Consider the following 15459-nt stretch of genomic DNA (forward strand, 5'->3'; position numbering starts at 1 on the left):
CCGCGTGACCAAGTCGCTGGGTACTGCAATGACCGTCCATGGATACAGAAGTTGACATCCCGCGTGGGTGGGTTGCAGGATCGTCACACGGTGCCGCGTGGCTGCGCGTCGTTCGGAGGCGGCTCCTGCCGGACCGTCGGACCGGATCGATGAGGCGGCCAAGGGAGCAGCGGCACCGCACGGTTCCGGCCGACGGGTACCAGGAGTCACGGCTGCGGTGCGAGAAGACACGGCTGTCGGCTGCGTCGTTCTGCCAGGGCTCGGAGACGCCTGGTGACCAGTCCTCCCTGGCGTCAAGGTCAAGCCGGCAGGTCTCTCTTTACCGAAGGGTGGTGCGGTTATGGATACTGCTGACGATTTTCGTAACTGGTTGACGGAAAGAATCGGGGAGCGGCTGGGGGTCTCGGCTCATGCGGTCGATGTGGACACCCAATTTCGCGACCTCGGTATCGATTCCGTCGGAATGACCGCTCTTACCGCCGAGTTAGCCACGCGCCTGGGGCGACCCCTCTCTCCGACCGTCGCATGGCATTTTCCGACCGTGTCCCGTCTCGCCGCGAACCTCGCCGCGGCGCCGGCGCCCGATCGTGGTGCGGCGCGGGGCGAGACCCGTGGTACCGCGATGCACGACGAGCCCATCGCCGTCATCGGGCTCGCCTGCAGGTTTCCCGGCGCGCCGAACGCCGAGGAGTACTGGAACCTCCTCCGGTCCGGGGCCGACGCCGTCACCGGCATACCGGCCGACCGATGGGATGGCGACGCGCTGTACGACCCTGATCCGTCGACACCCGGGAGGATGAGCACGCGCCGGGGCGGGTTCATCCGCGACGTGGACCAGTTCGACCCTCAGTTCTTCGGTATCTCACCGCGTGAGGCCGTCCAGATGGACCCTCAGCAGCGGCTCGCGCTGGAGCTCACCTGGAGCGCCCTGCAGGACTCCGGCATACCGCCCGCCTCGCTGCGCGACAGCAGCGCGGGTGTGTTCCTCGGGACCCTGTGGAGCGACTACGCCAGGCTCGCCGGACGCGACCTCGCGGGGATCGGTCAGCACTCGGCCACCGGCCAGGAACCCAGCATCATCCCGGCCCGCGTCTCCTACACCCTTGGCCTCCAAGGCCCGAGCATCGGCGTCAACACGGCCTGCTCGTCGTCCCTGGTCGCCGTACATCTGGCCTGCCAGAGCCTGCGCGCCGGCGAAAGCACGCTCGCTCTCGCCGGGGGCGTCAACCTCGTGCTCGCTCCGGAGAGCAGCACCGCGATGACGAAGCTCGGGGCCATGAGTCCTGACGGGCGCTCCAAGGCATTCGATGCCGCCGCGGACGGATACGTGCGCGGTGAGGGAGCCGGACTGGTGGTCCTCAAACCGCTGTCCGCAGCACTGGCCGACGGGGACCGGATCCACTGCGTGATCCGCGGCAGTGCGGTCAACAACGACGGCGCCAGCAACGGGCTCACCGCGCCCAGCCCGTCGGCGCAGGTGAACATGCTGCGTACGGCGTACACGCGAGCCGGTGTCGACGTACACGACGTCCAGTACGTAGAAGCCCATGGAACCGGAACCCGACTGGGCGACCCCATCGAGGCGCATGCGCTCGGCACGGTGCTCGGTGCCGGCCGCCCGGCGCAATCGCCGCTGCTGATCGGATCGGTCAAGACCAACATCGGCCATCTCGAGGCAGCCGCCGGAATCGCCGGGCTGATCAAGGTTGCGCTGGCGATCCGCCACCGTGTCATCCCCCCGACCCTGCACCACCACGAACCCAACCCCGACATCCCCCTCGACGAGTTGCGCCTCAGCGTTCCGACCGTCCCGACCGTCTGGCCGGCCGAGGACCGCGCCCTGCTCGCCGGAGTCAGTTCCTTCGGGTTCGGCGGCACCAACTGCCACGTCGTCCTCGAGGGTCCGCCCACCAGGCCCGTGCAGATCCTGCCGCTGTCGGCCCCTACACCGGAGGCTCTGCGGGAGGCCGCCGCGGCGATGGCCGACGCGCTGGCAGAGGCCGGCCCGCAGTCCGTGGCGGACTGGTGCGGGACCGCGGCACTACGGCTCGGCGGACACCCCTACCGGACGGCAACGACCGTCCGGACCCAGGGCGAACTGCGCACCGCACTGGAACGCATGGCGGGTGAGGGCGCCCCGCACCCTCCGGCTGATCAGCCGCCCCGGCTGGCCTTCGTGTTCTCCGGTCAGGGCTCGCAGTGGTGCGCGATGGGCCGGGAACTGCTGCACGGCGAAGCCGTGTTCCGCGAGGCACTGCTCCGGTGCGACCACCTGATACACGAGCGCACCGGCATATCGGTGGTGGCAGAGATATGCCGCGAGGCCGACGAGTCCCGCCTGGACGGGACGGAGGTGATGCAACCGGCAGTCTTCGCGGTGCAGGTCGCCCTCGCCGAGCTGTGGCGCTCCTGGGGCATCGAGCCGGACGCCGTGGTGGGGCACAGTCTGGGCGAAGTCGCGGCAGCCCATGTCGCGGGTGTACTCCGGCTGGAGGACGCGGTGAGCATCGTCTGCCACCGCAGCCGGCTGATGTCACGGATCGACGGGCTCGGCTCGGTCGCGGTGGTGGACCTCCCGTTCGCGGAGGCCCAGGAGCTGGCCGCGGCCCACCCGGGCGGCATCTCCGCGGCAGGTTCCAACAGTCCCGGCACGTCGGTCCTCTCGGGTGACGTGGCGGCGCTCGACGCGTGCCTGACGGAGCTGGGCCGCCGGGGCGTCGGCTGCCGGCGAGTGAACATGAGCGTGGCCGCCCACAGCGCGCAGTGCGACGCCCTCCTGCCCGAACTGCGGGAGGCCCTGACCGGGATCCGGCCGATGCGGGCTCGGGTTCCCCTCATGTCATCGTTGACGGGCGACTTCGTCACGCACAGGGACCTCGGCCCGTCCTACTGGGAGCGCAACCTGCGTGACGCGGTCCTGTTCGCCCCCGCGGTCGAGCGGTTGCTGGACGCCGGGTACGACACCTTCCTCGAGGTCAGCCCGCACCCCGTGCTGACGAACTCCGTGGACCTGACCGCTCGGCACCATGGCGTGCCGGCCCGTTCGATGCCTTCCCTGCGCCGCGGTGCGGACGCCCGAGAGGTCATGCTGGACACCCTCGGAGAGCTGTACCGTTCCGGCCGCGACGTGACCTGGCGACCGGTGTTCCCCGCCGACCTGCGCCTGGTCGCGCTTCCGCAGGCGGCGGCCGGACCCGCAGGCGACCCGCCGGAGGACCACCGGGTCCGGACCCTTCCGCTGTCCGCGCACTCGCAGGCCGCGCTGCGCGATCTGGCACGCAGCACGGAAGCCCGGCTCGCCGGGCCGGAGCACGTGGACCTCCACGACCTGTGTCATTCCGCGGCGCGCACAGGCGACCGCCACGACCACCGGCTGGCCGCGGTGTTCACATCGCGTGAACAGCTCCGTCACCAGCTCGCGGGATATGCCGCGGACCGCCGGCCGCCGGGTGTCGCGACCGGACGTGCCGTGCGCCGGACGAAGGGCCCTGTGTTCCTGTTCTCCGGTCAGGGGACCCAGACCGCCCGGATGGGCTGCGAACTGCTCGCAGGCGAGGCCGTCTTCCGGGACGTGCTGGAGCGGTGCGACCAGTGGCTGGCCGAGCACGCGGGCTGGTCGCTCATCGACGAGCTCGAGGCGGCCGAGGAGTCGTCGAGGATCAACGAGACGGAGATCACCCAGCCCGCCCTGCTCGCGGTGCAGGTCGGTCTGGCCGAGCTCTGGCGGTCCTGGGGCGTCGTACCCGCCACGGTGGTGGGGCACAGCGCCGGCGAGATCGCTGCCGCCCACTGCGCGGGCGTCCTCAGCCTGGAGGACGCGATGCTGGTCGCCCTGCACAGGGGACGGGTGTTGCAGCGGGCCACCGGGCGGGGCCGGATGGCCGCAGTGGGCCTGGGCGCGGCGCAGGCCGCGAAGCTGGTGGCGGGCCGAAAGGGCCAGGTGTCCGTCGCCGCCGTCAACGGCCCGCGCACCACCCTCCTGTCAGGCGAGACCGAGGCCCTGCGGGAACTGCTCGATGACCTCGACCCCGCCGTCTTCCGAAAGATGCTGCGCGTCGGCTATCCCTCGCACAGCCCGCAGATGCGCGTCTACGAGAGGGAACTGGGGGAACTGCTGGCGAACGTCCGGCCGGGCCCGGGAGATGTTCCAATCTTCTCCACCATCGAAGGGGCCCTGTGCCCGGGCACGTTCTTCGACGCGTCCTACTGGGTCCGTACGATCAGCGAACCCGTGCGGTTCTCCGAGGCTGCCGAGGCGCTCATCGCGGACGGCAGCCGGTCGTTCGTGGAGATCGGGCCGGAAGCCGTCCTCCTGGCCCCGCTGTCCCAGCACCTCGAGCAGAACGGCGTCGAAGGTGTCCTCGTCCCGTCGCTACGCCGCGACGCCGGGGAACGCGAAAGCCTCCAGGAATCGGCCGGCGCCCTGTACGCCGCCGGCCACCCGGTCGACTGGACCGCGGTGCAGAGCCGTCCGGGGCGGTTGGTCGCCACCCCTGAGTACCCCTGGCAACGCGAGCGGTACTGGATCACCCCCGCCCCGCTGGCCGGGCAGGAACCCGCCGTCGGGAGGGTGGCGGACCTTCTGGAGCGCTCGGACGTCGACCGGCTGATCGACGAGATCGCCGCCGACGGCGATCTGTCCGAGGAGGAGACCCGGCTGCTGCCGAGGATCCTTCGCCGGCTCACAGCCGACCGCCCGGCCCCCGGACCACCCGAAGACGCGGGTGAGTGGCTGCACCGGACGGTCTGGCGTGACCAACCGCTGCGGTCCGGCGGGCGGACCGAAGGCCCCGGAACCTGGATCGTCCTCACCGACGGCGTCGACGACCCGCTCGCGTGGTCCGTGCGCAACGCCCTGCATGACGCCGGCGAGGAGTGCGCCCTCATCGCGGTCGGTACGACGACCGACGACGAGCTGTCCGCCGAGCTGCACCGCGCCATGAGGGCAACGGCTCACCCGTGCCGTGGAGTGCTCCGGATCGCCCCGGCCACGGTGGCCGGGAATCCCGGTGCCCTGACTGCGCAGTCCCTCGAAGGCTGTCTCCGGCCGGCGCTGACGGTCATCCGGCAGCTCGCCTCCTGGCAGGGGCCGTCCGCACCGCGCCTGTGGATCGCCACGACCGGTGCCCAGGCGGTGAGCGGGAAGCCTGCCGAGGATGCCGTTGCGCACAGCGCCCTCTGGGGCTTCGGTCGCGTGGCGGCGCTCGAGCATCCCGAGGTCTGGGGCGGTCTCCTCGACCTCGACCCGGATGCGGGAGCCCCGGACGACCGGGCGGGGATGCTGGTCGCGGAACTCCTCGACGGAGACGGCGAGGACCAGGTGGCGTTCCGGGGCGGGCGCCGCCACGTGGCGCGGCTGGCGCTCGCCGACGAGGTGATCAAGCCCGCCGGTGAGGACCTGATCCGCCCGGATGCGAGCTACCTGATCACTGGAGGGCTGGGCGGACTGGGTCTCACGGTCGCCCAGTGGCTGGTTGCCGCCGGCGCCCGCCACCTGGTGCTGCTGGGCCGTCGCCCGGCCGACGCGGACGCCCGCAAGACGCTCGCGCGACTGACGGCGGCGGGTGCCTCGGTGCACGTCCTGCAGGCCGATGTCACCGAGGCCGCCGAAGTGCGGGCCGTACTGAACCGTTTCGGGCGCGAGCTGCCCGGTCTGCGCGGCGTCATCCACGCGGCGGGCGTCCTCGACGACGGGACCCTGCTGCACCAGGACTGGGACCGGTTCGCGGGGGTTCTGGCCCCGAAGGTGCTGGGCGCGCATCACCTGGACGTGCTCACCCGGGAGCTTCCGCTCGACTTCTTCGTGCTCTTCTCGTCCTTCGTCGCGGTCCTCGGATCTCCCGGGCAGGGCGGCTACGCGGCGGCCAACGCCGCCCTCGACAGCCTGGCCCACCGGCGCAGGTCGCTGGGGCTGCCCGCCCTGAGCGTGAACTGGGGGCCGTGGGACGGCGTCGGAATGACGGCGGGCTCGGCGGCCGCGGCGCGGTTCCGGTGGAGCGAGCGCGGCGCCCGGACCATCGGCCGAGAAGCCGGCACGCGCCTGTTCGACCGGGTCCTGGCCTGCTCCTCACCCCAGATCGGTGTGTTCTCGGTCGACTGGGAGGCGTACCGCGCATGGCTCCCTGCCGGGGCGCGGCGCGAACTGCTGGCCCTGGTCCATGACGAGGCCGGCAGCGGCACCGCGGCTGACGACCGGGATGCCCGGCTGTCGCTGCCCGCCCGGCTGGCGTCGCTGGATCCGGTCGACCGGCTGGAGCATCTCGTGACGCACGTCGGCTCGCGTGCCGCCGGCATCCTCGGCTTCGCCGAGGGCCGCACGGTGGACCCGCAGACCGGCTTCTTCCAGCTCGGCATGGACTCACTGATGGCGATCAGGTTCGTGGTACGGCTGCGCGAGGACTTCGGGGACCGGCTGCGTCTGCTCAGCACGCTGCCCATCGACCACCCGACGTGCGCGTCCCTCGCCGCCCACCTGCTCGACCAGCTGGGGCTCGGCACGCCGCCGGACGCTGCCGACGCGACCGGGTCGGAACCGGACATCGACGAGGACCTGATGGCGGAGGTGGAGCGCCTCTCCGCTGCTGACGCGGCGAAATATCTCGACGAACTCATGGGCGCAGCCGAAGACCGAGGGGAGCAGACACATGAGTAGCATCACCGCCCGCATCGCCGCGCTGCCCGCGGCCCAGCGCGCCCTGCTGGAGGAGCGGCTGCGGCAGCGGCGGGAGTCGCCGGGCCCCGAGCCGATCGCCGTCGTGGGCATGGGATGCCGCTTCCCCGGTGGGGTCGGCGGCCCCGAGGCGTTCTGGACCCTGCTGAGGTCCGGGGCGGACGCGACGTCGACCGTGCCCGAGGGCCGCTGGGACGCCGAGCGGCTGCACGACCCGGAAGGCACCCGGCCGGGCACGGTCCGGACGACGCGCGGAGGCTTCCTCGACGACATCGACATCTTCGACGCGGAGTTCTTCGGCATCTCGCCCCGTGAAGCGGAAACCCTCGATCCCCAGCACAGGCTGCTGCTGGAGGTCGCGTGGGACGCGCTGGAACACGCCGGACAGGCACCGGGAGCGCTCCAGGGAACCCAGACCGGCGTCTTCGTCGGCATCGGAATCGATGATTACAAGTCCCTGCAGACATCCGATCTCACGCGCATCGACGGGCACACCGGCACCGGCAACCTCTTCTGCGCGGCACCTGGACGCATTTCCTACGTGCTGGGCCTTCGCGGGCCGTCCCTCGCCGTCGACACGGGCTGCTCCTCATCACTGGTGACCGTGCACCTGGCTATGCAGAGCCTGCGCTCCGGTGAATGTGACCTGGCGCTCGCGGGAGGCGTCAACGTGATGGTGTCCCCGGAGATGACCGTCTTCCTCTCCCAGGCGGGCGTGCTGTCCCCGGGAGGGCGCAGCCGGGCGTTCGACGCCTCCGCCGACGGCTACGCACGCGGTGAGGGAGCCGGGCTCGTCGTACTCAAGCGGTTGTCGGACGCCGAAGCCGCAGGGGACGAGGTGCTGGCCGTCCTCCGGGGCTCCGCGGTGAACCACGGCGGCCGCAGCAGTGGTCTCACCGTCCCGAACGGCAGCGCGCAGAGGGAGCTGGTGACCCGCGCCCTGGCGGTGAGTCAGGTGGCTCCGGCCGACATCGACTACGTGGAGACCCACGGCACCGGAACGTCGCTGGGCGACCCCATAGAGGCGAACGCGCTCGGATCCGTTCTCCGGGAGGGGCGAGCAGCGGACAGACCGCTCCTCATGGGCACGGTCAAGACGAACATCGGGCACCTGGAGGCGGCGGCGGGGATCGCCGGACTGATGAAGGTGGTGCTGGCGCTGCGTGCCGAGGAGATCCCGGCCAGCCTCCACCTGCACGAACGCAACCCCCAGATCTCCTGGGACGACCTCCTGCTGGACGTACCGGTCGACGCCGCGCCATGGCGACGGAGCGGTCGTCGCAGGCTGGCCGGTGTCAGTTCCTTCGGGGTCGGCGGGACCAACGCGCACGTGATCGTCGAAGAGGCTCCGCCGCGCACCGCGCCGCGGGGCGGGGAAAAGGACCGGCCGGTCCACCCGGTCGCGTTGTCGGCCAAGGACGAGCCCGCCCTGCGCCGGCTCGTGCAGCGCTACCGACGCCACCTCGAACGCCATCCGGAGCTCTCCCTGGCGGATGTGGCGCACTCCACGAACACCGGGCGTACGCACTTCGGCCGCCGTCTGTTCTTCGTGGCAGCGGACACCGAAGACCTGCGGGCGCAACTCACCGCCTGGGAAGAACGACCGGCCCCGGCGCCGGCCCCGGCCCGCACGCCCGGCAGCACCCCGCGGACCGCGTTCCTCTTCACCGGACAGGGCGCGCAGCACTTCGGCATGGGTGACGGACTGTACGCCACCCAGCCGGTCTTCCGGCAGGCGATCGACACCTGCGCCGGGCTGCTCCGTGACCGGTACGGATGGTCCCTCGTGGACGTCCTCTACGGAGAGGACGCCGACCGCTCGCTGATCGACCGCACGGGATACGCCCAGCCGGCTCTCTTCGCCGTCGCCTACGCGCTGGCGTCCATGTGGAAGGCCTGGGGCGTCACGCCGTCCGCCGTGCTCGGCCACAGCGTGGGGGAGATCGCGGGTGCCTGCGTGGCCGGCGTCCTGCGGCTGGAGGACGCGCTGAGGCTGGTCGCCGAGCGAGGCCGGCTCATGCAGGAGCTTCCCGACGGCGGAGGGATGGCTGCTGTCCAGGCGGACGAGCCGACCGTGTCCGCGATGCTGGCTCCCTACGCGGGCCGGCTGTCCGTGGCAGCGGTGAACAGCCCGACGCAGACGGTCGTGTCAGGCTCCGCGGAGGCCCTGGACGCCCTGATCGCGTCCCTGCGCGGCAGCGGTACCGGCGCTCGTCGGCTCAACACCTCCCACGCCTTCCATTCCGCGTCCATGGATCCGGTGCTGGAGCCCTTCGGGGACGTGGTCGCGGGCATCCCGCACCGGCCCGGGCGTACGCCGGTCATCTCCACGGTCACGGGTCGGCAGGTCACCGGCGAGGAGATGGGACGCCACGACTACTGGGGCCGGAACGTCCGCCGGACGGTGCGCTTCCTCCCCGCCCTGCGTGCGCTGCTGGAACGGCGGTTCGACGCGGTGGTGGAGATCGGCCCCGAACCCGTCCTCGCCCGTCTCGTCCGCAAGGAGGGCCTGGACCCGCAAGGGGACCGGCCGTGGCTGGCTTCGCTGTCCCGGCACCGTGACGACTGGCGACAGGTGCTGGAGAGCCTGGGCAGCCTCTACACGGCCGGCGCGGACATCGACTGGCACGCGGTGGACGCCGGGTTCACCAGGAACCGGGTGGCGCTGCCGACCTACCCGTTCGCACGGCAACGGTACTGGAGGGACACCCGGCAGACCGGCGGTCCGCCTCAAGCCCGGGAAGCCGCGTTCCCCGGAGAGCGGCTCCGCTCACCCGCGCTCCGGGACACGGTGTACCGGAACCGGTTCACCTCCCACTCCCCGGCGTTCCTCGCGGATCACGTGCTCTTCGGCACCGTCGTGGCGCCCGGAGCCTCCCACCTGGCGATGGCCCTCGCGGCCGCGACGGAGGGGCGCGAGGGTGCAGGCGTCCTGCTCGACGGCGTCTCCTTCCCGCAGGCCCTGGCCCTCGACGCCGAAGGCAGAGAGGTCCAGCTCGTCATCGAGGGCGACGACGAGACGCTGCCCCGGGGCTTCCGCGTGGTCAGCGCCCCTGCGGGAACGGCGGAGCCGCATGCCTGGACCACGCACGCCACCGGCACCGTACGTACGGTGCCGGCGTCTGGGGAGTCCGACACCGGACCGGAGGCACCCACGCCGAGCGAGCTGCGGGCCCGCGGAGCCGGGCAGTTCGACGGTGCCGGCCTCTACGCCGCGATGCGTGACTCCGGTGCCGATCTCGGTCCGGGATTCCGCTACATCAGCGAGGTGGTGGGCCACCGCGCCGAGGCGCTGGTCCGCATGGACACCCCGGCGCCACGGGATCCGGGCGGCCGCTACGTCGTGCACCCCGGCCTGGTCGACGCATGCGTGCAGGCGGTGGTGGCCATGGTCTGGTCGGCCACCGGGGAACGCGAAGAGCTGGGCCTGCGGGTACCCATCCGCATGGACCAGGTGCGCTTCCACCAGGCACCGCCTGCCGGGACGCTGTGGTGCCACGTCACGGAGCGCCGGGCGGACAGCCCGGACGACGACACGGTCGTCGCCGACCTCGTGCTGCGCACCGCGGATCACCGGAAGGTCCTCGAGATCGACGGACTGTGGCTGCGCCGTGTGCCGGGCGACGCCCTGCTGCGCCCGGCCGACAGCGGTATCCACCAGAAGACCACGATCAGGCAGCTGACCTGGACGGCCACCGGCCCGGCGCCGGCCGGTGGCACGGCGCCCGAGGCCGAATGGATCGTCTTCGCCGACCGTGGCGGTGTCGGCGCCGCGCTGGCCTCCCGGCTGCGCGCGGACGGGCATCCCGTCACCGTGGTCGAGCCGGACGCCGCGGCCGCTTCCGCCGGGGGCGACGGGACCTTAGCACTCGTGCCCGAGTGGACCCACCCAGGCCGGCCCGGGAAGGTGGCGTTCCTGTGGGGGCTCGACGAGCCCGAAGGTGATCTCACCGCGGAGTCTCTCGACGAAGTCCAGCGCACGGGTTCGGCCGCGTTGATGACGGTCCTGCAGGGGCTGGCCGCTGCCGGGACGGACGCGACGGTGCTGGTCGCGACACGCGGAGTGCACCGGGTGACGCAGGGGCCGGTCCGGGTCGCCCACGCCCCGCTGTGGGGCCTCGCCGCCATAGCCAATGCCGAGAACCCCGAGGTACGCAGCCTCCTGGTCGACCTCGACCCACGTGCGCAGGCACCGGAGCGTGAGGCCGAATGGCTGCACGCGGAGGCGGGCCGGGGCATCGGCGACGGCGAGCACGTCTCCTTCCGGGACGGGCGGCGGCACCTCGCCCGGCCGACGCCCTGGCTGCCCCCTCGCGGGGCCGGTCGGGCCGACCGGCCGCTGAGCCCGGACGGGACGTACCTGGTGACCGGAGGACTCGGCGCACTGGGCCTGCACACGGCCCGCTGGCTGGTGGAACGCGGGGCTCGGAACCTCACCCTGATCGGGCGCCGGGAACCTTCGGCGGCCGCGCGCCGGGCGATCCGTGCCTGGGAGCTGTCAGGCGTCCGGGTCGCGACCCGCAGCGTCGACGTCTCGGACCGCCTGGCCCTACAGTGGGTCCTCACCGAGCTGGATGACTTCATGCCACCGCTGCGCGGCGTGGTCCACGCGGCCGGCGTCCTGGACGACGGCAGCCTGCAACGGCAGGACCCCGGCCGGCTCCGCTCGGTGATGGCACCGAAGACACGCGGTGCCTGGAACCTCCATGTGCTCACCCAGGACCGGGACCTGGACTTCTTCGTCCTCTACTCTTCCGCCGCTGCCCTGATGGGATCCCGGGGCCAGAGCGGCTACGCCGCCGCGAACGCCTTCCTCGACGCCCTCGCACACCACCGGCAGCACAACGGGCTTCCCGGTACCAGCATCGCCTGGGGGCCCTGGAGCGGGGAGGGCATGGTCGCCACCCTCGACGCGGCCTCCAAACGGAGGCTGGCGGCGCTCGGATTCGAACTGCTCGATCCGGAGGCCGCGTTCCGGGCCCTCGCGGACGTGCTGCGGGCCGGGGCAGCGCACGCCTACATCCTGGCGGGGAAGCACACGGGCGGAGCAGCTGGGGGGCCGCGTCCGGCGCAGGACGGGTCTGCCGCCCGGCAGTCCGTCTACGCCCGCCCCGCCGCCCTCGGAGCCGCGAATCCGCCGCGCGACGACACGGAGGCGGCCCTCGTCGCCATCTGGGAGTCGCTGCTCGGCATCCACCCGATCGGCGTGGACGACAACTACTTCGAACTGGGAGGCGATTCCATCACCAGCATCCGGATCACCAGCAAGGCGAAGCAGGCCGGCATCAGACTCACCGAGGCCGACGTCTTCGCACACCCGACCGTGGCGGCCCTGGCCCGGACCGCACGGCCCATGGCGCCGCCGGCCGATGACGGTCCCGTGCGGGACGGCCGGACGGTGGCGGAACCGGCCGACGCCGGTTTTCCGGGTGTCCCGCTTGCCGCGGACGACCTGCGGCGGCTGATGGCCAAGATCGAGGCGACCGCCGAAAAGGAAGGCGGCCCGCCGGAAGAGCGCACCGATCGGATCGGCGGCAGCACGGGAAGGCGGAGCCGGTGACCGGGCACATCGAGGGCATCCATCCACTCGCGCCCATGCAGCAGGGGCTGCTGTTCCACACGATCCTCGACCCGGGCGCGTCCTTCTACGTCGATCAGGTGATCCAGACCCTGGACGGCGACCTGGACCCCGCAGTGCTGGAGCAGGCCTGGCAGCGCGCCATCGACCGTCATGGCGTGCTGCGGTCCTCCTACCACTGGGAGGGCCTGGACGAGCCCGTGCAGGTGCTGCACCCCAGGAGTACCGCTCGCATCGACCGGTACGACTGGCAGGACACGGGATCCGACGACGACGTCCGGGCGCGACTGGAGGAGTTCCTGCGCGGCGACCGGCGCTCCGGGTTCGATCTGGATCGTGCGCCGCTTTTCCGGCTCAGCCTCGTCCGCGTCGACGAGAAGCGGCACGTGTTCGTCTTCCGCTACCACCACATCCTGCTGGACGCCTGGTCGGCTCTGATGCTGCTGGAGGAGGTGCTGTCGTCCTACGACAGCCTGGTGCGGGGGGAGGCGCTCGTCACGTCGGCCGTTCGCCCCTACCAGGACTACGTCGAATGGCTGCGCCGTCAGGACATGGGCCGGGCCGAGGAGTTCTGGAGCCGCGAGCTGGCGGGCTTCGAGGAGCCGACACCGATCACGGTGGGGGGCACGGGCGCAGGAGCGGCCGGCGGTTCGGGCACAGCGGCCGGCGGGGGCACCGACCGGGAGAACCCGGAGGCGTCCCTGGTGCTCGGCGAGGAGACCGGCGACGCGCTGCGCCGGCTGGCACGCGAGCACCGGATCACCCTCGGCACGGTGCTGCAGACGGCCTGGGGCCTGCTGCTGAGCCGGTACAGCGGGCAGCAGGAGGTCGTCTTCGGGACCACCATGACGCACCGTCCCACGGAGCTGGACGGCATCGAGGAGACCCTCGGCCTGTTCATCAACACGCTGCCGCTGCGGGTGCGGCTGCCCTCGGACTCACCGTTCTCCGAGGCGTGCGCCCGGACGCAGCAGCTGCAGACGAAGGTGAAGGCCTTCGCGGCCAGCCCGCTGGCGAGCGTCCAGCAGTGGAGCGACGTCCCCCCGGGTGCACCGCTGTTCGAAAGCATCATGACGGTGCTCAACGTGCCGAGGATCTCGAACCTGGGCCGGCGCAGCGGAGAACTCGACGTCCGCAACGGCGAATACCGCTATCGCACCAACTACCCCCTGACCGTCCTCGTGGTCCCCGCCCAGGAGCTCACCCTGCGCATCGGGTACGACAGGGACAGGTTCGACGCCGGCACCGTCGAGCGGATGCTCGGGCACCTCAGGACGATCCTGGAGACGGTGGCCGACGACTTCCAGGTCCGTGTCCGGGACGTCCCCCTGCTGACCCGCGAGGAAGAGCGGTCACTGGCCGACTGGAACGACACCGCGGCCGCGGCGGAACCCCTGCTCTGCGCGCATCACCTGGTGGAGCGGCAGGTCGGGCTCTCGCCGGACTCGCAGGCCCTCGTCTTCGGCGCCGAGGAGCTGTCATACCGGCAGCTGGACGAACGCGCGAACCAGCTGGCCCGCCTGCTGCAGGAACACGGCGTCGGCCCCGAGTCCCGCGTAGGACTCTGCATGGAGCGTTCCACCGACCTCGTGGTCGCCATGCTGGGTGTGCTCAAGGCCGGCGGCGCCTTCGTGCCGCTCGACCCCGCCTACCCGCAGGACCGCCTCGCCTTCATGGGCGAGGACGCCCGGCTGGCGCTGCTGCTGACCAGCAGCACGGTGCACGGGCGGCTTCCCCGCCTCGGTGTCCCCGGCATCCTGCTGGACGAGCAACGCGAGTCGCTCGACCGTCTGAGTACGGCTCCGCTACACAGCGGCGCACGCCCCGGGAACCTCGCCTACGTCATCTACACCTCGGGCTCGACCGGCCGGCCCAAGGGCGCTGAGATCACCCATGAAGGCCTGGTCAACAGCTGCCTCGCGCAGGTGGACGCGTTCGGCCTGGGCCCCGGGGACCGGGTGCTCCAATGGGCGTCGGCCAGCTTCGACGCCTCGGTGTTCGAAGTCTTCCTCGCGCTGAACGTGGGAGCCGTCCTGTGCCTGGCCTCCCAGCAGGACGTCATGCCGGGACCCGGCCTGGCCGACCTCCTCGCCCGCGAGCGGATCACCAGCCTCACCATCCCGCCGTCGGCCCTGGCAGCCCTTCCGCCGGAGGCGTCCGCAGGCCTGCCGGCACTGCGGAGCATCGTTCTCGCGGGCGAACCCCTGCCCCGGCTCCTGCTGGAGCGGTGGGCACCGGGACGGCGGATATTCAACGTGTACGGGCACACGGAGACGAGCATCTGGGCCACGGTCGAGGAGTGCCGGACCGACGGGACAGCTCCCTCCGTCGGGAGGCCGGTCCGCGGCATCCGGATCCACCTCCTCGACCACTGCGGCCAGCCCGTACCGGTCGGAGTTCCCGGTGAGCTGTACCTCGGCGGCACCGGAGTCGGCCGGGGCTACCTCAACCGGCCGGGGCTCACCGCGGAGCGCTTTCAGCCGGACCCGTTCTCCGCGTCGCCCGGGGGCCGTCTGTACCGGAGCGGCGACGTGCTGTGCAGACGCCCCGACGGCCGGCTCGACTTCGTGGGACGGGTGGACCGGCAGGCCAAGATCCGGGGCCTGCGCATCGAGACGGGCGAGGTGGAGAGCGCCCTGCGAGCCCATCCGGAGGTACGCGACGCGCTGGTCGAGGTGCGCGACGGCGCCGACGGAACCGCGACCGACCGCAGGCTCGTGGCCTACCTGCTGCTGCGACCGGACCCCGTCGGGCCCCCGGAGGACTGGCGGGTCTTCCTCCAGGCCACCCTGCCCGACTACATGGTGCCGGACTCCTTCGTCCCGTTGGACTCCTTCCCGCTGACCTCGAACGGCAAGCTCGACCTCGCGGCCCTCCCGGCACCCCGGCCCGTGGCAACGGTCGCCCGCACGGCTCCCCGCAACCCCAGGGAGGAACGGGTCGCCGAACTCTGGGCGCAGGCGCTGGGACTGGACGGCATCGGCGTGCACGACGACTTCTTCGCGGCCGGCGGGAACTCCATCAAAGCGACCCGGATCGTCGCCAGGATGCGCGAGGAGTGGCAGGTGGACCTGTCCGTGAGGGCGGTGCTGGAAGGCAGGACCGTCGAGGGCTGCACCGCCGCGTTGGCCGAGGCGCTGGCGGCCCGCACGGACGAGCCCGCGACCATCTGAGCTCCGCCGAACCGCGAACTCCCCATCTGAGCCACACC

3 protein-coding genes are annotated in these 15459 nt (G+C 72.0%); all 3 read left to right on the forward strand.

Annotated features, from left to right (window positions below; genetic code table 11):
• Window positions 1-340: 340 nt before the first annotated feature.
• Genes OG429_RS39490 through OG429_RS39500 form a run of 3 tightly spaced genes read left to right on the forward strand, consistent with a single transcriptional unit; the run spans window position 341 to window position 15421 of the window.
• Window positions 341-6652, forward strand: a complete 6312-nt coding sequence (locus tag OG429_RS39490) for a type I polyketide synthase (RefSeq protein ID WP_328930061.1) — start codon at window positions 341-343, stop codon at window positions 6650-6652.
• Window positions 6645-12230 (forward strand): type I polyketide synthase, encoded by a 5586-nt coding sequence (locus OG429_RS39495; protein WP_328930062.1) that lies wholly within the window; start codon window positions 6645-6647, stop codon window positions 12228-12230. Before OG429_RS39490 ends, OG429_RS39495 begins: the two co-directional genes overlap by 8 nt.
• The gene (locus OG429_RS39500; RefSeq protein WP_328930063.1) at window positions 12227-15421 is read left to right on the forward strand and encodes an amino acid adenylation domain-containing protein; all 3195 of its coding nucleotides are present in this window, start codon (window positions 12227-12229) and stop codon (window positions 15419-15421) included. Before OG429_RS39495 ends, OG429_RS39500 begins: the two co-directional genes overlap by 4 nt.
• Window positions 15422-15459: the final 38 nt, after the last annotated feature.

It is taken from the genome of Streptomyces sp. NBC_00190, assembly GCF_036203305.1.
Classification (GTDB): domain Bacteria; phylum Actinomycetota; class Actinomycetes; order Streptomycetales; family Streptomycetaceae; genus Streptomyces.